The organism is Micromonospora sp. NPDC127501 (assembly GCF_040302185.1).
Classification (GTDB): Bacteria; Actinomycetota; Actinomycetes; order Mycobacteriales; family Micromonosporaceae; genus Micromonospora.
This window is the reverse complement of the sequence record NZ_JBEORJ010000013.1, coordinates 19,187-40,412: the sequence shown is the minus strand read 5'-3', so window position 1 is coordinate 40,412 and position 21,226 is coordinate 19,187. Positions and strand designations below refer to the sequence as shown.

Below are 21,226 nucleotides of genomic sequence, written 5' to 3'. Positions count from 1 at the left end.
TCCGCCCACGCACCGAGACACCGCCGGGTACGGCCGTTGGCCGTACCCGGCGGTGTGCCGGGCGTACCCCCAACGCATGGAGAACGCAATGCCGAACGTATCCGTCGTGATCCCCACCACGGGCCGCCCCAGCATCGCCGACGCGGTGCTCTCCGCCCGATCCCAGCAGGGCGCATCCGTACACATCGTGGTCGTCTGTGACACCCCGGAGGTACCGCAGACGGTGCGGAACCTGGGGCAGCACATCGACCGGGTGGTCTGCACCGGCGGCGGCCGACGCGGGTCGTACGCCCGCAACCTCGGCGTCACCCACGCCATTCCGGGCAGCCACGTCGCGTTCCTCGACGACGACGACACCTGGCTGCCGACCAAGCTCGCGGCACAGGTGCCCGCGCTCGAACGGGTCGCGGCGGCGGGGTTCCGCCCCGTCGTGTCATCCCGGATCCTGCAACGCAAGGACGGCGCCGAGCCGCTGCCGGCACCGGCCCCCGCCGAGGTGATCCCCGACGGCATGCTGCCGGAGGACTACCTGTTCCGCCGCCGTCACCTCGGCATCGGCCGGCAGTCGCTGCCCACGTCGACGCTCCTGACCACGTACGAGTTGGCGACCGAGTGCCGTTGGGACGAGACGCTCCCCCGGCACCAGGACTGGGACTGGCTGGTCCGGGTCGCCCGGCTGCCCCGGGTGAAGATCGTCCAGGTGGAGGAGGCGACGGCCGTCTACACGGTGGGCAGCCCCGGGTCGATCTCGGCCGGCGCCGACTGGCGTACCTCGTGGCACTGGGCGCAGCGCTGGGAGGGAGTGTGGGCGCCGGGGACCTTCTCGGACTTCATCGCCGCCCAGACCCTCCGCTACGCTCTCCAGGCCCGAGACCGGGAGGGCGTGCGGGAGATGGTGCGGGCGATCCGCCGCAACTCACCTCCGTCCGCCCGGAACGCGGTGCTGGCGGCGCTCGGGCTCGTACCCCGGTCGACCCTGGAACGGGTCGCCATGCGCAAGTCGAAGGCCCCCAGCAGCCCCACTCGACCGCTCGAGACCGAACGGCCACACTGATGCGTCTGCACTTCGTACTGCCGCAGCTCGAACCGCTCTACGGCATGGAGCTGGCGGCGGCGCTGCTGATCCGCGGCCTCCAGGCCCAGGGCGTCGAGGTCTCGGCAACCGTCGTGTCCCGGGGGGTCCCCGCCGAACTGGCCGACCTGACCGTGGACACCCTTGGCCTCGGTTCCCGGATCACCCGGTTGATGGAGTCTGTTCCGCCGCTGCGGCGGCGCCTACAGAACCTGGCACCGGACGTCCAGATCGTGGCCAGCGGCCTGTGGGGCAGCGTGCCCGTCGGTGCCGCCCTCGCCGGGTCCGGCCGCAGCTACGTCGCCTGGGAGCACTCCCTGCTGCCGGAGCGTCTGCGGATCGACCGACGAGTGCGCACGCTCGCCCGGTTCTCGCGGCTCAAGGGGTTGCGTCCACGGCTCGTCGTCGCCGTCTCCAACGGTGTCGCCCGCACGGTCCAGGAGTTGGCGCCGGGACAGCCGGTGGTCACCATCACCAACCCGATGCCACCTCGGCCGTTCGTCGCACCGCGCGAGGTGGTGGACCGCCGGCGGATCAACCTTCTCACCACGGCCGCCTTCCGCCCGTACAAGAACCACTCCTGCGCCATCTCCGCGCTGGCCCTGCTGCCGGAGGCGTACCACCTCACGCTCGCCGGCGACGGCGAGGAGCGGGATCTGCTGCACGCGAAGGCCCAGGAACTGGGTGTGCAACACCGGACCTCGTTCCTCGGACGGGTGCCGGGTGTCGCCCAGCTACTCGCCGAAGCGGACCTCCTGGTCCACCCGTCTCGTGCCGAGACCTTCGGCTTCAGCCTGGTCGAGGCCGCCGAGGCGGGCCTGCCGGTGGCGGCCCTTCCGGTGCCCGCGCTGGACGAGATGATCCCGACCTTCGTGCCTGGCGCGTTGGCGGCGGACACGTCGCCGGCCGCCCTCGCGGACACGGTGCTCCGGCTGACCGGTGCCCAGCGGCCGACACTGGCCGACTTCGAGAAGTCCTGGCACGCCAGGTGCGCGGCACTGGACCCCGCCGAGGTCGGCCGCCAGTGGGTGGAGGCGTTGAACCGGTGAGTACGCCCTCCGGTGCGGTCGGCTCCGTCGAGCCGACCGCACCGCGGCCACGGTCGCATCGGCGTCCCCCGAGCGGACGCGACACCTTCCTGAAGCGGTCCGGGAAGTTCTTCACCGGCACCCTGCTACGGACCCTCGCGCAGGGCGTGCTCTTCGTCCTGCTGGCCCGGGAGATGTCGATCGACACCTACGGGCTCTTCGTCGGCGTCACCGCCCTCGTCGCCGTGGTCTCCCCGTTCGCGTCCGCCGGCGCACCGAGTCTGATCTTCCAGAGCTACGCCGAGGCCCCCGGCGAGTGGGCCCGACACCTCACGCGGGGCCTGGTCCTGACCGTCGTCTTCGGTGTGGGCGCGACCGTGTTGGTGAGCGCGGCCGGGGTGGCGATCTGGGGTAGCGAGGTCAGTGCGGTCGACATGCTCTGCCTCGCAGCCGCCGACCTGGTGGCCTGGCGGCTCATCGAGGCCGTGGCCGCGTCGGTGCAGGCCCGGGGCAAGGTCTTCGTCGCCTCGGTCATCCCCGCCCTGCTGCACGTGTTCCGGCTGGTCGGCGCGCTGGTCCTCGCCGCGGCGGACGAGCCGATCTCCCTGCGGAACTGGGCTCTCACCGCGCTGGCGGTCTCCGTCGTGGTCTGCCTGCTGACGACCTGGTACGGATTGCGCGGCGGCGGAGGCGGTTCCTGGTCCGTCGGGCCGGCCCTCAGCCAGGCCCGCAGCGGCCTGCTGTTCGCCGTCGGCCTCTCCGCCCAGACGGTCTACAACGACATCGACAAGGTCATGCTGTCCCGGATCGGCACCACCGAGGCGGCGGCGATCTACGCGGCGGCCTACCGGGTGGTGGACTTCGCGTACACGCCGGCCCGGTCGATGTCCGCGGTCGCCTACCCCCGCTTCTTCGAGGTCGGCCGGGAGGGACCCCGGGCGGCGCTCGGGCTCGCCCGCCGCCTTCTGCCTCGCTTCCTGATGTTCAGCGTGCCGAGCAGCCTGCTGCTGGTCGCGATGGCCTGGACCATGCCGCTGATCTTCGGACCGGAGTACGAGGCGGCGACCCTGGCACTACAGGGCCTCAGCGCGATCCTGGTCCTGAAGTCGATCCACTACCTGGCCGCGGACGCCCTCTCAGGAAGCCGACTCCAGGGCCGTCGTACGGTGTGCCAGATCGCGGTGGGCGTCGTCAACGCGGGGCTCAACGTGTGGCTCATCCCCGCCTACGGATGGCAGGGCGCGGTCGTGTCGAGCCTCCTGTGCGACGCTCTGCTCGGCATCCTGCTGTGGGGGTGCCTCGTCATCGCCCTGCGGCGACACCCGCACCGCGATGCCGTCGTCGAACCGGCAGCGGTACCTGACCGAGAAAGGGTCTGACGTGACCACCATCTTCGGTGTCCTACTGACCGTCGGTGGCGTAGCGGTGGCTCTGTGGTTGATCCGAATGCGGCGGTCCGTCGCCACCGCGTTCGGCGACCCCGCATCGGCGGTCGCCCTGGTCGGATTCGCGGTGCTCACCAACGCGGCACCGGCGCTCGCCGGCAGCCACAGCTCGATGCTGATCGGCGTGCTGGTGGTCGCCCTGCTGGCCTGGCTGGTGCTCTCTGGCCGTGGTGTCCTCCGCGGCCCCTCCGACCTGTGGCTCCGGATCTCGCTGGCGATGGCCGGCGGCCTGCTCGTCTGGTGCGCCTTCATCGACGTCGTCACCGGCACCGGGATCTACGGGTCGCGGTTGCCGGCGTACGGGGCGGCCGGGCTCCTGCTGATCGCCGTCTGGATGATGGCCGCCCGCACCACCGTCAGCGTACGGGCGATGGCCTACACCGGGCTGGCGGTCCTGGCGCTGCTGACCATTCCGACCGCTCTGTACGGGCAGGCGTGGCGGGCGTGCACCGGCGGGAAGCTGGAGAAGTGCTCTCTGGCCGGTGCGCTGTTCAAGAGCTTCTACAACTCCGAGAACTACGCGGCGATGCTGGCGTCGTTCACCCTGGTCGCCGCGTTCTGCGCGATGCGCCGCGCCGAACTGGTGGCGACGGCGTCGTTCTGCCTGCTGGTGATCGTCGCCACCGGCTCCCGCACCAGCTATCTGGCCGTCGGTGCGGTAGCCGTCTGGATGCTGGGCGCACTGCTCGTGCAGCGCCTGCGACCGAGCCCGCGGATCCCCTTCGCGCTCTGCGTGGCGCTCGTCATCGGCGCACTGACAGCCGCCACGTATCTGATGTGGAGCGCGTCGAAGACCACGCTGAGCAACCGCGGCAACATCTGGGTCGCCGCCCGCGAGTACCTCAGCGGCCGGGAGGCCGTCGGCGTGGGCGTCTCGAAGTGGTACTACCTACAGGACATCGAGAAGGCACCGACCCACTTCTTCCACTCCGGGTACGTCCTGGTCATCTTCTCCGGCGGGCTGGTCGCGCTGACCCTGTTCGGTCTGTGGATGGCCACCCTGCTGCACCGCGACGTCGAGGACGGGAACGCCTTCACCGCCAAGGCACCGGTGGTGCTCCTCGTCGTCTACTCGTTCACCGAGGTCGTCTGGAACCCGCTCTCGGTGGACGGGCTGACCTGGATCATCGTGCTGCTGGCCCTCACCGCGTCGGCGTCGGCCGCCCCGGCCCGCACCCCGGCCCCGGGACCGGTGGACCTGGTGGACCGCCCAGGTCGGTTCTCCGCCCTCAAGCGGTTGACAGGACGGCACGACGCCGTCGCCGCGCCGTAGTGACTAGGCAGCACCGATCGGCAGGCCCTTGAAGGCCAGCAGACCGACCCCGGTGGCGTTGACGCACCAGGGCCCGGCGTCGCCCCGGTAACTCAGCCCGGTTGCGCCGTCGGCCGGGCCGGACAGGCTCAGCACGAGCCGCCCTCCCTCGCGGTACTCGACGCCGGTGACGGTGGCGGTGCTGCCGTCGATCGTGAAGTCGGTGCCCGCGCCGACCCGGACGGTCAGCGGGTCAACGCTACGGAGCTGAACCACCACCTGGGTACGCCGAGCGTCGGTGAAGGCGGCCGACCGAGGGTTCGGGGCAGACACGCCCTCGCCGGGGCCGCGGTGGATGTCGCGGGCCAGCACGGCGAACGCCTGATCACCCAACTCGCGGTAGCCCCCTTCCCAGGCGAAGTGGCACGCCTCCCGGCCGGTCAGAGCGCTGGTGGACAGCAGCGTCACCTTCAGGGTGTCGGCCATCCGTCGTTGCGCCTCCCGCAGCGGCCCGCCGGAAGTGTCCCCGCACGGCGAGCTGCCGACCTGGATGACGTAGTACCGGCTGCCACCGTCGACCCGGAACCCCACCTCCCGGCGCCAGTCGGTCAGCAACGCGGTGAACCCGGCGACATGCCCGATGGCGTCGTTGTTGTCGGCCTCACCCTGGTACCAGAACACGCCGCGCACCTCACCGATGACGTTGGCGGCAGTGAGCCGTTGCCGCAACCGGCCGTAGTTGGTGCGCAGGTCACCGGGGTTGCCGTCGTTGCGCTGGAAGAACGACACCACCTTGCTGCTCTCCGCGCCGTTGATCACGGCTACCGGCACCTGGTAGGTGTCCATGAGTCGGTGGGCCGCACGGATCCCCCACTGGCCGACCGAGCCGGGCTGCCGGACCGTACCCGAGACGGCGTAGTTCCAGGTACGGTCCGCGCCGGAGAGGACCCGGTCCCCGGTGGTCGAGCCGAAGCTGCGGACGTACGGGGACTCCTCTCCGATCGACGATCCCCGGTAACTGGCCGCCACCGCGTTGGACTGGCCCTGGATGACGTACACGTCGCCGGACACCACGCCCTCCCACAGGGCGGCCCGTCGGGCGACGCCGTCGCCGAGCACGTGCAACTCGAATCGGTACTCCCGCAGTGCGGCGGTGATCCGCTGCCGGAACGCGAACTCACCGCCGGCCCCCACGGGCACCGTCTCGTCCCAGGCGTCAGCCCCGCTGACGACCTTGAGGCGTACCGCCTTGACCCGTGGGTCGGTCGCCTTGCCGGCCACCGGCACGACCGCGCCGCCGGCCGCGTCCCGGGGGTACAGCTGCCGATCCCGAGGGTGCTGACCGACGGTGAGGACCGAGGCGCGGGCGTAGACCGTCAGCCGACGTTTGGTGTACGTCCCGGCGTTACCGGCGGACGTCCAGTCGGGCTGACCGGTGGGGGCGGTCCCGATGCCCACCGACAGCGGCTGGACGTCCGAGGTGAAGCCGTTGACCGCGAGAACCGTCTGTGGGGCCGACGTGGCCGGGCGGGTGGCCGCGACCGTGTGCACCTGGAAGGAGCCGTACCCGATCGACGAGTACACGTCGTCGTCGGCGTCGAACCGGTCGGCGGCGGCGCCGGGGACCTGGCCGGAGTTGACCGGCCCGTACTTGTTCGGCCACATCTCCAGGTAACCGGTGAGACCGGTGCCGGTGGCCAGGCCCGGCGCGTTGGTGGCTACCTCCAGATCGGCGATCCGTTGCCGGACGATCTGACCGGCCCGGGTCGGTGGGCCGAGGCGTCGGGCGTCGGCCGTGAACGGCGACATGGCGGTCCACACCCATTGCGTACCCGTGGGGCCGGTCAACTCCAGGCAGTAGCCGATCCGGTCGAACCCGCCGGCCACCGCGCCGGTCCGGTCGAACGAGAGGGCAAGCGGCCTCTTGGGGTCGTTGCGCTCGGGCAGGTCGAGGGCACTGACCGGGGTGAAGCCGGCCATGCCGTGCGCGTTGGCGGCACAGGTGGTGCCGTCGATGGGCGCGACGGGCGGCGGGGTGTCCGCGTCGGCTGCCGACCAGGCCGCGTCCGGTGAGCCGGTCCGCGACGGCGACCAGCCGAGCACGGGGACGGCCGCCAGGAGCAGGACGACCACGCCGAAGCCGATCCAGGCCGGTCGGGGGACCGATCGGAGGCGGGCCCACGGAGGGTGGGGACGAGACACCCGGAGAACCTCCACAGTGTGGGCAGCGTGTCGTGCCCCAGATTAGGCGATGCGCCATACCCGACGACGCCGGCACGACCGCCGGCCGAACCGGTGCCGATCCGGGGCGTGGGTCGGTCCCGCTGTCTGAAATGATGCCCGCCATGGCCGCAACGAGCACGACAACGGCGGCGGGTAACCGCTCCGCCGGTGTCGACCTCCTCCGGATTGTCGGAATCGCCGCGGTTGTCGCGGGCCACGTCTGGAGCGACAGCCTGACCCGCGCGTCCATCTACACCTGGCACGTGCCCGTGTTCTTCGTCCTCACCGGCTACTTCTGGTCGCCCGGTCGACCGCTCGGCGGGGAGTTGCGCAAGCGGTGGAAGACCCTGGGCGTGCCCTACGTGGCGTGGTTCCTCATCCTGGTCGCGGCACTGCTCGCCGCGGACGCCGCGACAGGCCAGGTCGCACCGGGGACCATCGGTGACGCGCTCTACGGCGGCACGGCTGCGGTCCGACCGTTCTCCGCCTTCTGGTTCGTCTCGGTGCTCTTCATCGCGGCGGTCGCGTTCCGGTGGCTGGAGCGGTTCCCCGCCGCGGTCGCCTGGACGGTCGCGGTGGTCGGCCTGGTGACCGCGTACCTGGCGCCCGGCGTCGTCACCGCCGGCCCGCTCGGGCTCTTCCTGGTCCCGGCGTGCCTGGTCTTCGTGCTGGCCGGGCGGCTGCTGCGGCGACTCCGCCCGCGCCTCCCGGCCAGCGCCGGTGCGGCGTCACTCTCGATCGGCGTCGGCTTCGTGCTCCTCGGCCTCAACCGGGACCTGGACCTCAAGGCCGGGGACTTCGGCTCCCCGGTGCTGGGGGTGCTGACCGCGATCCTGATCAGCGTCGGTCTCATCCGGCTCGCGGAGGAACTCGACCTGCGCATCGGCGTGCGGGCGTCGCGGGTGATCAGTCGACTGGCCGGCTGCGGCATCGCCGTCGTGCTGAGTCACGCGGGCATCCTGTGGGTGCTGAAGACGCCCAGATCCGGTGGGGTGGTCGACCTGGTCGCCGCTCTCGTGGTCCCTTGGGCGTTCGCGTGGATCGTCATCAGCACGCCGCTGGGCCCGTGGTTGGCCGGCACCCGGATCGGCGGCTCCGCGCGGACCGCCAGCGGCGTGGCGGCTCGGCCCGGCGCCGCCCGGACGCACTAGAAACGGCTGTTGCGCCGCCGCGCCAGGAGCATCGCCACCGCCACCGCGACGGCCACCGCGAGCGCGCCTCCGGCCGCGGCGATCACCGGCACGGCCCAGCTCGACCCGCCTGAATCGTCGCCGGGTCCCCGGCTGTCGATGGCCGCCTGTCGGTACGACTGGGCCAGCAGGTTGGTCGGGGAGTTCCGCGCGGCCTCGTCGAACCGGGCGATGGCTGTCGACTCGTCGCCAGCGAAGTACGCGTCGAGGCCGCTGCGGTACTGGTTGTCGGCCTTGCCGAGCGCGTTGGTGACGCCGGCAGCCTGGAGTAGGGCGGTCATGGCGGAGACCGGCACGACGAGGCGGTTCGCCTTGTCCGGCCGCAGAACGTCGTTGTCCAGCATGCCGACCACCCGGCCGCTCGGGTCGATGGCGATCCCGCCGCGCGAATAGAGCCCGAGATCCTCATTGATCCGGTACGGGTTCAGCGGGGTCGAGGAGTCGATCCCGGTCACGGTCACCGTCTTCGACAGCACCGTGTAGGTGGCGGCGCGGAAGCTGGTGTCGGTGGTGCCGTAGCCCAGGACGAGCAGTGACGTGTCCGGGTTGACGCTGGCCGACGTGTTCAGCTCCGACGTGGGCAGGTTCTTCTGCTCCAGCTTGATCAGGGCGACGTTTCCCGCCTCGATCGGGAGGGCCCGGACGACGGTGCCGGCGATCGCCGGGCTGTCCGTCACCTCGCCCTTGGCGATATTGAGCTGCCCGTACAGCCGGCTCTCTGGCTGATCGCCGGCATTCGCGCCGGTCAGGACCGAGGTGTTCAACCGGCTGCGGGTGTAGGTGCTGATGTCCTTGGCCTGCAAGGTGCCCTCGGCGACGAGCCGGTTGGCCACGGCGTTCAGGGCACCCCCGACCAGGACGTCGGGGGTGGGCTGCACGCACTGGCTGTTGCTGAGGACGTAGCCCTCGTGTTGGACGACCACGCCGCTACAGCGCCGGCTGAAGGTCACCGGGGCCTTGTCCAGCAGGGCGCCACCGGCCTTGTTGCGGACGTACCCGGTGAACATGACCTCCACGAAGACCATGGACGGCCCGGCCACGGCCAGTGCCCGCTCCTCGGGGCTGCGCAGGGCGGCCTGCGCCCAGGGCTTGAGGCCGGGGGCGAGCGGGGTCGCGGCGGGGAAGCCGCTGGAGGTGGCGGTCGGCGGGGTTTCCGGCTCGCCGGGCTCGTCGGAGCTGAGGGCGTAGATGCCGGCGCCGCCACCGACCACGGCCACCAGGGCCAGCGCGGCCACACCAGCCCAGAGGCCGGTACGCCGCTTGGGCGGCGCCGAGGGCTTGATCCGTCGCACCGGGGCGGCGTACGGGTCGAACGGGGGCACGTCGGCCGGTGGGCCCGACACGGTGGCCGGCGTCGGGGCGACGTCGTGGCCGGCCGGCCCCGCGGGCGAGGCGGGTGCACTCGACGCCGGCGCGGCCGAGACGGGGTGGGCCGGCGGCTGGTTCGGGATTGCGGCCGACTGCACCGCCCACGGGGCGTGCGGCATGTCGACGACCGGCTGCGGCGCGCCCGACACGGGCTGCGGCACACCGGACACCGGCTGTGGCACACCCGACACCGGCTGCGGGACGCCGGACACCGGCTGCGGGACGCCGGAGACCGGCTGGGGAGGGGCGGAGACGGGTCGGGGGGCGGCGGGCACCGGTTGGTACTCAACGCCGAGCGCGCGGAACAGCTTCTCCGGGGCGGGCCCGGCCTCGGCGGCGTACGCCACCCAGGGCGCGGCGGCCGAGAAGTCGGCGTACGTGATCGGGGGCCCGTCGGGTGACTGGGCGAGTGCGTTCGCGACCTCGGCGAACGCCTCCCGCCAACCGGGGGCGGCGGCTACCGTCGCGTCCAGCACGGCCACGCTCACGAACCGGCCCTGCTCGTCGATGGCGGCCCAGGCCTTACCCACCGGTGAACCGCCCAGCAAGTGGGTGAACCTGTAGGGGCCTTCCGGCTGCATGCCAACTCCTCCGCTCGACCGCCAGGCGCATGGTACCGACCGGTGCCACAGTCAGTCGCCCGGCGGTCACCCGTCAGTTCGTCGCCTCCGTCACCTTTTGCTGATCACGACCACTGGCTCCGGTCCGGACGTGACGCGTTGCACGCGATAGTCGGCGAGCGCCGCCTGCCACACCGGCTCACTCGGGTGGGTGTACGTGCGGACCAGCCAGACCCGGGTGCCGGGCGGCCGTTTCGCGGCCCGGGCCAGAATCTCGTCGAGGGCGTCCTTGATGGACGGCACATCGGCGGCTTTCGGGAGGATCACATCGGTGCGGGTGGGCATGGTGAGGGTCCAACCGACGGTGCCGGTGACCGGCGCGACCAGCTTCAGCGGATCCCTGTCGGAATAGAGCGTGAACCCGAACCAGGCGGGCCCACTGACCACGACGAGGTCGTGAGGCCCCTTGTGGGCCGCGACGTACCGGGTCGACGACCCGATGTCGGTGATGGCCTGATGTGCCTGCCAGACCCCGGGTTCGTTGCCGTCCGTGCGGTACCAGCGGTGGTTGACGGCGGCGAAGCTGGCGAGCAGGACGGCGCAGGTCGCGGCGGCCACCACGCCCGGTGGTAGCCGGGGCAGCCCTCGGCGGACCAGGGCGACGGCCAGGTCGGCCAGACCGACGATGCCGATGCCGGCCACCAGGCCCGCCACCACGATCAGGAAGTGGGACGTGCGCGGGTCGAGCAGGGGGTAGATCCCCGCGACGCCGAGCCCGATGGCCGCCAACGGCAGGAGGAGAACGGCGATTGCCGGGGCGGCGTGTCCGCGTCGGAACAGCGTGAGGACGCCCAGCACGAGGAGGACGGCGAGGATCGGCACGGGTGCGCCGAGCATCGGCGACAGGGCCTTGATCTGCCGCACGAGGTGCGCGGGCAGTTCGGAGACGCTCGGCAGGAAGGCGTCCCAGTAGTCCCGCATGGCATCGCTGTTACCCCGGGCGGACACTCCGAAGTAGACGGCGGCGACGAGCGCGCCGGCGACCAGGCCGGCGACGGTCGCCTCGACCGTCCTCGCCCACTCCCGGCGCACGGCGACGGAGAGCAGCAGCCCGCCGAGTACGCAGACCGAGACGATGGCGGTGGTGTGACTCAGCAGCATGCCCAGGCCCACCGCGGCCACCACCACCGCGAGTCGTCGCCGAGACCAGGAGCGTTCCGTCCAGGTGGCGAGGGCGAGCAGGCAGACCGCCACGGCGGCGTCGGCGGTGTACTGCTTCAGGTCGTGACGGGTCTGCTGGACCGGAAGGAGCAGGACCGCGAGCCCGGTGACGACGCCGGTGAGGAAGCCCTGCGCCCGCTCGGACGCCAGCGAGCGGCCCAGCAGATACGCCGCGATCACGGTCAGCAGTTGGAAACCCAGGGGTACGACCCGGAGGTGGTCGATGTCCGGGACCAGTCGGAGCAGGAAACTCCACCCGATCGGGCTCGACGAGGTCGTCACCGGCAGGTCGGCGAGGGGGAAGCGGACCGAGAGCGCGACCCACGCCTCGTCGCCCCAGTACTGGGCCGTCAGCCACGACCGGATGTCGTTGACGACGAAGAAGGCCCCGACGAGCGCGATGACCGGCACCGTCTCCCCGACCGCCGCCCGGACGCGTCGAGAAGGGACCGGACGAGAAGCGCGGATGGGCGGGGCGTCCTCGACTGCGACCACGGCGCTCCTTTCCGACGACGCGAATCCTGCTCACGCTGGCCGCCCGCATGTTACGAGTCGCGACGGCGGAACGGGGGGCGGGGGTGACCCGAGGTGGTTGTCTATGAAAGTTTCTATGCATAGAGTCAGCTCATGAATGAAGGAGCTGTCGCGGCACCCGCTGACCGGGTGCTCGACCTGTTCCAAGGGGTGCGGCTCACCCCCACCCAGCGCCGAATCGCGCACTGTCTGGTGCAGCACGCCCCCGGCGTGGCGTACCTGTCCGCCGCCGAGGTCGCCGAGCTGGCCGGCGTGAGTCAGCCGTCGGTCACCCGGTTCGCCGTCGCGCTCGGCCACGACGGCTACCCGGCGCTGCGCCGCCGGCTGCGGGACCTCACCGGCTCGACTCCGGGCGGATCGACGGACGCCGGCAACGAACTCCAGCAGGCGGTACGCGCGGAGATGGGCAACCTGGACCGACTGGCCGGTCAGCTCGCCGACCGGGACCGGATCGCCGAGACCGGGCGGTTGCTCGCCGAGAGTCGTCCACTGCCGGTGCTCGGCCTGCGCGCCGCCGCTCCGCTGGCCGCGTACTTCGCCTACTTCGCGGCGAAGGTGCACCCGGACGTACGGGTCCTCGACGACGGCGGCAGCCTGCTCACCGACCGTTTGGAGCAGGCGGCCGAGGCCGGGGCGTCGGCCGTTCTGGCCTTCGTGCTGCCCCGCTACCCCCGGGAAACCCTGGACGCGCTGCGCGACGCCCGCCACGCCGGGTTGACAGTGGTGGCGATCACCGACTCGCCGGTCAGCCCGGCCACCGAGCACGCCGACGTGGTGCTCGCCGCCGCGGTCGGCGCGCAGCTCGTCTTCGACCTGCACACCGCCCCGATGACCCTGGCCATGGTGCTGTTGCAGGCGATCTGCGACGCCGCGCCGGCCGACACCCAGCGCCGACTGGAGGCGTTCGAAGCCTCCGCGGCCCGCCGACAGTTGTTCCTCGGTTGACCGGAGGAGAAACAGAGATGACCCAGCCCATTCGTGCCGCACGGGGCAGCCAGCTCACCACCCGCGGGTGGCAGCAGGAGGGCGCCCTGCGGATGTTGATGAACAACCTCGACCCCGAAGTGGCCGAACGCCCCGACGACCTGGTGGTCTACGGCGGCACCGGCAAGGCGGCGCGGGACTGGCCGTCGTACCACGCGTTGGTCCGCACGCTGACCGACCTGCGCGAGGACGAGACGATGCTGGTGCAGTCGGGCCGCCCGGTCGGGGTCATGCGCACCCACGAGTGGGCGCCCCGGGTGCTGCTGGCCAACTCGAACCTGGTCGGCGACTGGGCGACCTGGCCGGAGTTCCGCCGCCTCGAACAGCTCGGCCTGACAATGTACGGGCAGATGACAGCCGGTTCGTGGATCTACATCGGCACCCAGGGCATCCTCCAGGGCACCTACGAGACGTTCGCGGCGGTGGCCGCCAAGAGGTTCGACAGCACCCTCGCCGGCACGCTGACGCTGACCGCGGGCTGCGGCGGAATGGGCGGCGCGCAGCCACTCGCGGTCACCATGAACGGCGGCGTCTGCCTGGTCGTGGACGTGGACCGCACCCGGCTCGACCGTCGGGTGCACGACCGCTACCTGGATGAGGTCGCCGACTCCCTGGACGACGCGATCGCCCGGGTCCGCGCCGCGAAGCGGGAGCGCCGGGCCCTGAGCGTGGGCGTGGTCGGCAACGCCGCCGAGGTCTTCCCGGAGCTGCTGAGCCGGGGCGTCGAGATCGACATCGTGACCGACCAGACCAGCGCGCACGACCCACTGGCGTACCTGCCGGTGGGGGTGGAGCTGGCCGAGGCCCGGGACTACGCCGCCGCGAAGCCGGCCGAGTTCACCGACCGGGCCCGCGCGTCGATGGCGAAGCACGTCGAGGCGATGGTCGGCTTCCTCGACGCCGGCGCCGAGGTGTTCGACTACGGCAACTCGATCCGGGGTGAGGCTCAGCTCGGCGGCTACCAGCGCGCCTTCGACTTCCCGGGCTTCGTGCCCGCCTACATCCGGCCGTTGTTCTGTGAGGGCAGGGGCCCGTTCCGGTGGGCGGCGCTCTCCGGCGACCCGGCCGACATCGCGGCCACCGACCGGGCCATCCTCGACCTGTTCCCGGAGAACGAGTCGCTGGCCCGCTGGATCAAGCTGGCGGGTGAGCGGGTCGCCTTCCAGGGCCTGCCGGCCCGGATCTGCTGGCTGGGTCAGGGCGAACGGGACAGGGCGGGCGTGCGGTTCAACGACATGGTCGCCTCCGGCGAACTCTCCGCCCCGGTGGTGATCGGCCGGGACCACCTGGACACCGGCAGCGTCGCGAGCCCGTACCGGGAGACCGAGGGGATGGCCGACGGCTCCGACGCCATCGCCGACTGGCCGCTGCTCAACGCCCTGGTCAACACGGCCAGCGGTGCTTCGTGGGTGTCCATTCACCACGGCGGCGGGGTGGGCATCGGCCGGTCGATCCACGCCGGACAGGTGTGCGTGGCCGACGGCACCGCCCTCGCCGGTCAGAAGATCGAGCGGGTGCTCACCAACGACCCGGCGATGGGCGTCATCCGGCACGTCGACGCCGGCTACGAGAGCGCCCGCGAGGTCGCCGATCGCACCGGGGTCCGGGTCCCGATGACGGAGCAGGGGCCTGCGTGAGCGCGAGGAGTGCAGCGCAGCGGAGCCCCGCAGTCGCGAACGACGGAGGTGCCGTGACCGACGACCTGTCCGCCCGGTTCCGGGCGCTGTGGGACGAGATCGCGCCGATCGGGCGCGACGCCGACAGCGGCGGCTATCTGCGGTACGCGTTGACCGAGCCGGAACGGGAGCTGCGCGGCTGGTTCCGGGCGCAGGCCGAGCGCCGTGCCATGCCGGTCACCGAGGACGGCAACGGCAACCTCTTCGCCCACTGGGGTGACCCGGAGGCGTCCGACGCGGTACTCACCGGCAGCCACTTCGACTCGGTGCCGCACGGCGGGGCGTACGACGGGCCGCTCGGCATCGTGAGCGCGTTCCTCGCCGTGGACGAGTTGCGCGCCGCGGGCGTCACTCCCGGCCGGCCGCTGGTGCTGGGTGCCTTCGTCGAGGAGGAGGGGGCGCGCTTCGGCGTACCGTGCCTGGGGTCACGGCTGCTCACCGGGGCGCTGGCGGCCGAACGCGCGGCCGGCCTGCGCGACGCGGCCGGGGTGAGCTTCGCCGAGGCGCTCGGTGACCGGCCGGCGGGCGCCCGCCCGGAGTTGCTGGGCCGGTTCAGCGCCTTCGTGGAGTTGCACGTCGAACAGGGCCGCGCGCTCGTCGACACGGACGCGCCGGTCGCGGTGGCCAGCGCGATCTGGCCGCACGGGCGGTGGCGCTTCGACGTCGTCGGCGAGGGCAACCACGCGGGCACCACCCGGATGGCCGACCGCCGCGACCCGATGCTGACCTACGCGTTCACCGTGCTGGCGGCCAACAAGGAGGCCCGGCTGCGCGGCGCGCACGCCACCGTGGGCCGCGTCGCCGTCGAACCCAACGCCACCAACGCGATCCCGTCGAAGGTGACCGGCTGGCTGGACGCCCGTGCGGCCGACCCGGAGACGCTGACCGGGCTGGTCGACGCGGTACGCGGCAAGCTCGCCGAGCGGGCCCGCCGCGACGGTACGACGGTGACCGTCACCGAGGAGTCGGCCACCCCGGTGGTCGCCTTCGACGGCGGGCTGGCCGAACGGCTGGCCACCCTGCTCGACGCGCCGGTGCTGCCCACCGGGGCGGGGCACGACGCCGGGGTGCTCGCCGCGTACCTGCCCACCGCGATGCTCTTCGTGCGCAACCCGACCGGCGTCTCGCACTCCCCCGCCGAGGCTGCCACCGACGACGACTGCGCGGCCGGGGTACGGGCGCTGGCCCGGGTGTTGGAGGAGCTGACATGCCGGTGACACCGACCCGTTGGCTCGCCGAGTACGCCTGGCTGCCCGAGCACGCCGAACCCACCCCCGACGTGCTGATCGAGGTCGAGGACGGCCGGATCACGGCGGTGACGCCGCTGACCCCCGGCAGCAGGCCACCGGCCGGGGTCGAGGTGCACGCCGACGCGGTACCGCTGCCCGGCCTCACCCTGCCGGGCCTCGCGAACGCGCACTCGCACGCCTTCCACCGGGCGCTGCGCGGGCGTACCCACGGTGGGCGGGGTGACTTCTGGACCTGGCGGGACCAGATGTACGCCGTCGCGGACCGGCTGGACCCGGACACCTACCTCGCCCTGGCCCGGGCCGTCTACGCCGAGATGGCGCTGACCGGGATCACCTGCGTGGGCGAGTTCCACTACCTGCACCACCGTCCGGACGGCGGCGCGTACGACGACCCGAACGCGATGGGCGCGGCGCTGGTGGAGGCCGCCGCGCACGCCGGGATCCGGCTGACGGTGCTGGACACCTGCTACCTGACCTCCAGCGTGGACGGTCGGCCCCTCGCCGGGCCGCAGCGCCGATTCGGCGACGGCGACGCGGGCCGCTGGGCCGAGCGGGCCACCGCCTTCCAGCCGACGGACCCGCACGCCCGGGTCGGCGCGGCCGTGCACTCGGTGCGGGCCGTCCCGGCCGATCAGTTGCGCACGGTCGCCGACTGGGCCGGGCAGCGGCAGGCCCCGCTGCACGTGCACCTCTCCGAGCAGCCCGCCGAGAACGACGAGTGCCGGGCCGTGCACGGGCGTACGCCCACCGCGCTGCTCGCCGAGCACGGCGTGCTCGGGCCGCACACCGCCGCCGTCCACGCCACCCACCCCACCAGCGCCGATCTGACCCTGCTCGCCGACAGTCGGACCGGGGTGTGCCTCTGCCCGACCACCGAGCGGGACCTCGCCGACGGCATCGGCCCGGCCCGGCGGATGGCCGACGCGGGCATCCGGTTGAGCCTCGGCAGCGACAGCCACGCCGTGATCGACCTGTTCGAGGAGGCCCGGGCGGTGGAGCTGGACGAGCGGCTGCGTACCCGCCGGCGTGGTCACTTCGCGCCGCTCGACCTGCTGAACGCGGCCAGCGTCGCCGGGCACGCCGCGCTGGGCTGGGCCGACGCCGGGAGGATCGCGGTGGGCGCCCACGCCGACCTGGTGACGGTACGCCTGGACAGCGCCCGCACCGCCGGGGTGCCGCCGGTGGGCGCGTTCTTCGCCGCCGGTGCGGCGGACGTCGAGCAGGTAGTGGTGGACGGCCGGGTGGTGGTGGCCGAGGGCCGACACCTGACAGTCGACGTGCCGGCCGAACTGTCGTCCGCGATCGAGGCGGTGACGCCCGCATGAGCGGCAGCCTGCTGGTCGACAACATCGGGGAGCTGGTCACCAACGGTGCCGGCGAGGGCCCGCTCGGCATCCGCCGCAAGGCCGCCGTGCTGGTCGAGGAGGGCCGGGTGGTCTGGGTCGGACCGTCCGCGTACGCGCCGGCCGCCGACCATCACGTCGACGCCGGTGGGGCCGCCGTGCTGCCCGGTTTCGTGGACAGCCACGCCCACCTCGTCTTCGCCGGGGACCGGGCCGCCGAGTTCGCCGCCCGGATGGCTGGTCAGCCCTACACCGGCGGCGGCATCCGGACCACTGTCGGTGCGACCCGGGCCGCCACCGACGAGGAGCTGCGGGCCACAGTGCGCCGGCTGCGCGGAGAGGCGCTGCGCCAGGGCACCACGACCATGGAGATCAAGAGTGGGTACGGCCTGACCGTCGCCGACGAGGCCCGCTCGCTGCGGATCGCCGCCGAGACCAGCACCGAGACCACCTTCCTGGGCGCGCACGTGGTGCCCGCCGAGTACGCCGACCGCCCCGACGACTACGTGGGGTTGGTCTGCGGGCCGATGCTCGCCGCCGCCGCCCCGTACGCGAAGTGGATCGACGTGTTCTGCGAGCGGGGCGCCTTCGACGTGGACCACGCCCGCGCCATCCTGGCCTGCGGTCAGGCCGCCGGGCTGGGCGTACGGCTGCACGCCAACCAGCTCGGCCCCGGCCCCGGGGTGCAGCTGGGCGTGGAACTGGACGCGGCCAGCGTCGACCACTGCACCCACCTGAGCGACGCCGACGTGGCCGCGCTGGCCGACACGGCCCACGGCGACGGGTCGGGCACCCGCACGGTGGCGACCCTGCTGCCCGGCGCGGAGTTCTCCACCCGCTCGCCCTACCCGGATGCCCGCCGGCTGCTCGACGCCGGTGTCACGGTGGCGCTGGCCACCGACTGCAACCCCGGCTCGTCGTACACCTCGTCGATGCCGTTCTGCGTGGCCCTCGCGGTCCGCGAGATGCGGATGACCCCGGCGGAGGCGGTCTGGGCCGCCACCGCCGGTGGCGCGCGGGCGCTGCGCCGCGACGACATCGGTGTCGTCACCCCCGGCGCGCGGGCCGACCTGGTCGTCCTCGACGCGCCGTCGTACCTGCACCTGGCCTACCGGCCCGGTGTCCCCCTGATCCGCCAGGTAATACGCAACGGAGTTCCGCAATGACGAACGTGACCATCCAGCCCACCGGGATCACCGCCGACGACGTGTTCGCGGTGGCCCGCGGCACCTCCACGGTCGTCCTCGCCCCGGCCACCATCGACGCGATGGCGACCAGCCGCGCCATCGTGGACGGCATCGAGTCGTCGGGACGTCCCGTCTACGGGGTCTCCACCGGGTTCGGCGCGTTGGCCAACACCTTCATCGCCCCGGAGCGGCGGGCCGAGCTGCAACACGCGCTGATCCGCTCGCACGCCGCCGGGGTGGGCGCCCCGATGCCGCGCGAGGTGGTCCGGGCCATGATGCTGCTGCGGGTGCGGTCCCTCGCCCTCGGCCGATCCGGGGTCCGACCGCTGGTGGCGGAGGCCCTGGTCGACCTGCTCAACCACGACATCACCCCCTGGGTGCCGGAGCACGGCTCGCTGGGCGCCTCCGGTGACCTGGCGCCGCTGGCGCACTGCGCGCTGGTGCTGCTCGGCGAGGGTTGGGTCCTCGGCCCGGCCGGTGAGCGGCAGGACGCGGCCGACGCGTTGACCGCCGCCGGGCTCAAGCCGATCGAGCTGGCCGCCAAGGAGGGGCTGGCGCTGATCAACGGCACCGACGGCATGCTCGGCATGCTGCTGCTGGCCATCCACGACGCAGCACACCTGTTCGCCATGGCCGACGTGACGGCAGCGCTGGCCATCGAGGCGATGCTCGGCTCGGAGCGGCCGTTCCTGCCCGAGCTGCACGCGATCCGGCCGCACCCCGGTCAGGCGGCGTCGGCGGCGAACATCCACCGCTTGTTGCAGGACTCCCGGGTGATGGACTCGCACCGCGACGACCTGGCCCACGCCGTGCAGGACGCCTACTCGATGCGCTGCGCGCCGCAGGTGGCCGGCGCGGCCCGCGACACCCTGGACTTCGTCCGTACGGTCGCCGGCCGGGAGCTGGTGTCCGTGGTGGACAACCCGGTGGTGTTGCCGGACGGCCGGGTCGAGTCGACCGGTAACTTCCACGGCGCGCCGCTCGGCTTCGCCGCGGACTTCCTCGCCATCGCCGCCGCCGAGGTGGGCGCGATCGCCGAGCGGCGGGTCGACCGGCTGCTCGACGTCACCCGCTCCCGGGAACTGCCGGCGTTCCTCTCCCCCGACGCCGGGGTCAACTCCGGGCTGATGATCGCCCAGTACACGGCGGCCGGGATCGTCGCCGAGAACCGTCGACTGGCCGCCCCCGCCTCGGTGGACTCGCTGCCCACCAGCGGAATGCAGGAGGACCACGTCTCGATGGGCTGGGCGGCGGCCAAGAAGCTGCGCACCGTGCTGGACAACCTGACCAGCCTGCTCGCTGTGGAGCTGCTGGCCGGCGTACGCGGCCTCCAACTGCGCGCCCCGCTGGAGCCGTCGCCGGCCGGCCGGGCGGCCGTCGCCGCGCTCGGTGCGGCAGCCGGCGAGCCCGGCCCGGACGTGTTCCTCGCCCCGGTGATGGAGGCGGCCCGCGCCGTCGTCGCCGGGCCGGAGTTGCGTGCCGCCATCGAACGGGAGGTCGGCCCGCTGGGCTGATCTCCGGCGGGTCGCTGTCGTCCGCCGCGGGTCAGGCGGCGGGCGGCAGCACCTTGGCGATCAGTTTGGCCAGCTCGCGCAGCGCCTTGCCCCGGTGACTGATGGCGTCCTTCTCCGCCGGGGTCAGCTCCGCGTTGGTCCGGTCCTGCCCGTCGCCCAGGAAGATCGGGTCGTAGCCGAACCCACCGTCACCGCGCGGCGCCCGCAGCACCCGCCCGGACTGCCGGCCGTCGACGAGGTGCTCCTTGCCGCCGGGCAGCACCAACGCCACGGTGCAGACGAACGAGGCGGCGCGCTGCTCGTCCGGGACGTCGGCGATCTGGTCCAGCACCAGCTGAAGGTTGGCCCGGTCGTCGCCGTGCCGGCCGGACCAGCGGGCGCTGAACACCCCCGGCATGCCGTTGAGCGCGTCGACCGCGAGCCCGGAGTCGTCGGCGATGGTCGGCAGCCCGCTCTGGCGGCAGCCCTCCCGCGCCTTGATCAGCGCGTTCTCGCCGAAGGTCAGGCCGGTCTCCGGCAGCTCCGCGTACTGCTCGACGTCGTCCAGCCCGAGCAGGGCGATCCGGTGCGCGCCGAGCGCGCCGTCCAGGATCCGCTGTAGCTCGACCAGCTTCTTGCGGTTACGGGTGGCGAGCAGGACCTTGTTCATGCGAGTGCCTTCCGTTGGGCTTCGGCCAACTCGGCGCAGCCGGCGACGGCCAGGTCGAGCAGGGCGTCGAGCTGGTCGCGGGCGAACACGCCCGCCTCGCCGGTGCCCTGCACCTCGACGAAGTCGCCCGCGCCGGTGCACACCACGTTCATGTCCACCTCGGCGGCGACGTCCTCCTCGTAGCAGAGGTCGAGCCGGGCCTCCCCGGCGATGACCCCCACGCTGACCGCGGCCACCGAGCGGTGCATCACCTTCTCCGGCTTGCCGGCCAACGACTTGCGGGCGGCAAGCCAGCCCACCGCGTCGTGCAAGGCGACGTACGCGCCGGTGATCGCGGCTGTGCGGGTGCCGCCGTCGGCCTGGAGCACGTCGCAGTCGAGCACGATCGAGTTCTCGCCGAGCGCCTTGAGGTCGATGCTGGCCCGCAGACTGCGGCCGATCAATCGGGAGATCTCGTGGGTACGGCCACCGACCCGACCCTTGACGCTTTCCCGGTCGGAGCGGGTGTTGGTGGCCCGGGGCAGCATCGCGTACTCGGCGGTCACCCAGCCGAGCCCGGAGCCCTTGCGCCAGCGGGGCACCCCCTCGGTGACGCTCGCCGTGCAGAGCACCCGGGTGCCGCCGAACTCGACGAGCACCGAGCCCTCCGGATGCGTGCTCCAGCCTCGGGTCAGGGTCACCGGTCGAAGTTGAGAGGGCCCTCGCCCGTCAGGTCGCGCCATGCCTGCAC

Annotated in this window: 16 protein-coding genes; 11 read left to right on the top strand and 5 right to left on the bottom strand. The window is 72.7% G+C overall.

Features of this window, described 5'->3' with window-relative positions; translation table 11 throughout:
• Positions 1 to 88: 88 nt before the first annotated feature.
• The 4 genes from ABTW72_RS26130 to ABTW72_RS26115 are packed head-to-tail and all read left to right on the top strand — an operon-like array spanning position 89 to position 4,818.
• Positions 89 to 1,054, top strand: coding sequence for a glycosyltransferase family 2 protein (locus tag ABTW72_RS26130; RefSeq protein ID WP_350862774.1), 966 nt, complete (start codon positions 89 to 91; stop codon positions 1,052 to 1,054).
• Entirely contained in the window at positions 1,054 to 2,121 is a 1,068-nt protein-coding gene (locus ABTW72_RS26125) for a glycosyltransferase (RefSeq protein WP_112619611.1), read from the top strand. The genes ABTW72_RS26130 and ABTW72_RS26125 overlap by 1 nt, the downstream gene beginning before the upstream one ends.
• The gene (locus tag ABTW72_RS26120; protein WP_350862771.1) at positions 2,118 to 3,479 is read left to right on the top strand and encodes a lipopolysaccharide biosynthesis protein; all 1,362 of its coding nucleotides are present in this window, start codon (positions 2,118 to 2,120) and stop codon (positions 3,477 to 3,479) included. The genes ABTW72_RS26125 and ABTW72_RS26120 overlap by 4 nt, the downstream gene beginning before the upstream one ends.
• A 1-nt stretch (position 3,480) precedes the next feature.
• Positions 3,481 to 4,818: an O-antigen ligase family protein gene (locus ABTW72_RS26115; protein ID WP_350862768.1), complete on the top strand. Its 1,338-nt coding sequence runs from the start codon at positions 3,481 to 3,483 to the stop codon at positions 4,816 to 4,818.
• A gap of 3 nt (positions 4,819 to 4,821) precedes the next feature.
• On the opposite strand, the gene ABTW72_RS26110 is transcribed toward ABTW72_RS26115, so the two are convergent.
• A complete protein-coding gene (locus ABTW72_RS26110) occupies positions 4,822 to 6,999 on the bottom strand; it encodes a sialate O-acetylesterase (RefSeq protein ID WP_350862765.1) in 2,178 nt (725 codons plus the stop codon).
• A 143-nt stretch (positions 7,000 to 7,142) separates the two neighbouring features.
• Here ABTW72_RS26110 and ABTW72_RS26105 point away from each other — a divergent pair, with 143 nt between their 5' ends.
• The gene (locus ABTW72_RS26105) at positions 7,143 to 8,171 is read left to right on the top strand and encodes an acyltransferase family protein (protein ID WP_350862762.1); all 1,029 of its coding nucleotides are present in this window, start codon (positions 7,143 to 7,145) and stop codon (positions 8,169 to 8,171) included.
• On the opposite strand, the gene ABTW72_RS26100 is transcribed toward ABTW72_RS26105, so the two are convergent.
• On the bottom strand, positions 8,168 to 10,108 hold the full coding sequence (locus ABTW72_RS26100) for a trypsin-like peptidase domain-containing protein (RefSeq protein ID WP_350862759.1): 1,941 nt from the start codon (positions 10,106 to 10,108) through the stop codon (positions 8,168 to 8,170). The two genes, ABTW72_RS26105 and ABTW72_RS26100, sit on opposite strands and share 4 nt — an antisense overlap.
• 141 nt (positions 10,109 to 10,249) lie before the next feature.
• On the bottom strand, positions 10,250 to 11,854 hold the full coding sequence (locus ABTW72_RS26095; protein ID WP_350862756.1) for a DUF6541 family protein: 1,605 nt from the start codon (positions 11,852 to 11,854) through the stop codon (positions 10,250 to 10,252).
• Positions 11,855 to 11,986: 132 nt separating this feature from the next.
• Here ABTW72_RS26095 and ABTW72_RS26090 point away from each other — a divergent pair, with 132 nt between their 5' ends.
• The 6 genes from ABTW72_RS26090 to hutH are packed head-to-tail and all read left to right on the top strand — an operon-like array spanning position 11,987 to position 19,847.
• On the top strand, positions 11,987 to 12,838 hold the full coding sequence (locus tag ABTW72_RS26090; RefSeq protein ID WP_091393544.1) for a MurR/RpiR family transcriptional regulator: 852 nt from the start codon (positions 11,987 to 11,989) through the stop codon (positions 12,836 to 12,838).
• A 17-nt stretch (positions 12,839 to 12,855) separates the two neighbouring features.
• Positions 12,856 to 14,514 carry a urocanate hydratase gene (gene hutU, locus ABTW72_RS26085; protein ID WP_350862753.1) on the top strand — a complete coding sequence of 553 codons (1,659 nt, stop codon included), beginning with the start codon at positions 12,856 to 12,858 and terminating at the stop codon, positions 14,512 to 14,514.
• 53 nt (positions 14,515 to 14,567) lie between these two features.
• Complete coding sequence (locus ABTW72_RS26080; RefSeq protein WP_350862750.1) at positions 14,568 to 15,770, top strand: allantoate amidohydrolase; 1,203 nt, start codon at positions 14,568 to 14,570, stop codon at positions 15,768 to 15,770.
• Entirely contained in the window at positions 15,761 to 17,128 is a 1,368-nt protein-coding gene (locus tag ABTW72_RS26075; protein WP_350862747.1) for a formimidoylglutamate deiminase, read from the top strand. Before ABTW72_RS26080 ends, ABTW72_RS26075 begins: the two co-directional genes overlap by 10 nt.
• The gene (gene hutI / locus ABTW72_RS26070; RefSeq protein ID WP_350862744.1) at positions 17,125 to 18,312 is read left to right on the top strand and encodes an imidazolonepropionase; all 1,188 of its coding nucleotides are present in this window, start codon (positions 17,125 to 17,127) and stop codon (positions 18,310 to 18,312) included. The genes ABTW72_RS26075 and hutI overlap by 4 nt, the downstream gene beginning before the upstream one ends.
• Complete coding sequence (gene hutH / locus ABTW72_RS26065; protein ID WP_350862741.1) at positions 18,309 to 19,847, top strand: histidine ammonia-lyase; 1,539 nt, start codon at positions 18,309 to 18,311, stop codon at positions 19,845 to 19,847. Before hutI ends, hutH begins: the two co-directional genes overlap by 4 nt.
• A gap of 31 nt (positions 19,848 to 19,878) precedes the next feature.
• Here the strand turns inward: hutH and rdgB are convergent, their stop codons facing one another.
• The gene (rdgB, locus tag ABTW72_RS26060; protein WP_350862738.1) at positions 19,879 to 20,496 is read right to left on the bottom strand and encodes an RdgB/HAM1 family non-canonical purine NTP pyrophosphatase; all 618 of its coding nucleotides are present in this window, start codon (positions 20,494 to 20,496) and stop codon (positions 19,879 to 19,881) included.
• Positions 20,493 to 21,218: a ribonuclease PH gene (gene rph, locus ABTW72_RS26055; protein ID WP_091393564.1), complete on the bottom strand. Its 726-nt coding sequence runs from the start codon at positions 21,216 to 21,218 to the stop codon at positions 20,493 to 20,495. The genes rdgB and rph overlap by 4 nt, the downstream gene beginning before the upstream one ends.
• Positions 21,219 to 21,226 lie beyond the last annotated feature (8 nt).

Excerpts from the sequence above, each read along its gene's own strand:
- ABTW72_RS26130 (WP_350862774.1), top strand. The coding sequence starts at position 89 with ATGCCGAACGTATCCGTCGTGATCCCCACCACGGGCCGCCCCAGCATC.
- ABTW72_RS26125 (WP_112619611.1), top strand. The coding sequence starts at position 1,054 with ATGCGTCTGCACTTCGTACTGCCGCAGCTCGAACCGCTCTACGGCATG.
- ABTW72_RS26105 (WP_350862762.1), top strand. The coding sequence starts at position 7,143 with ATGGCCGCAACGAGCACGACAACGGCGGCGGGTAACCGCTCCGCCGGT.
- ABTW72_RS26090 (WP_091393544.1), top strand. The coding sequence starts at position 11,987 with ATGAATGAAGGAGCTGTCGCGGCACCCGCTGACCGGGTGCTCGACCTG.
- hutU (WP_350862753.1), top strand. The coding sequence starts at position 12,856 with ATGACCCAGCCCATTCGTGCCGCACGGGGCAGCCAGCTCACCACCCGC.
- ABTW72_RS26075 (WP_350862747.1), top strand. The coding sequence starts at position 15,761 with ATGCCGGTGACACCGACCCGTTGGCTCGCCGAGTACGCCTGGCTGCCC.
- hutI (WP_350862744.1), top strand. The coding sequence starts at position 17,125 with ATGAGCGGCAGCCTGCTGGTCGACAACATCGGGGAGCTGGTCACCAAC.
- hutH (WP_350862741.1), top strand. The coding sequence starts at position 18,309 with ATGACGAACGTGACCATCCAGCCCACCGGGATCACCGCCGACGACGTG.
- rdgB (WP_350862738.1), bottom strand. The coding sequence starts at position 20,496 with ATGAACAAGGTCCTGCTCGCCACCCGTAACCGCAAGAAGCTGGTCGAG.
- rph (WP_091393564.1), bottom strand. The coding sequence starts at position 21,218 with ATGGCGCGACCTGACGGGCGAGGGCCCTCTCAACTTCGACCGGTGACC.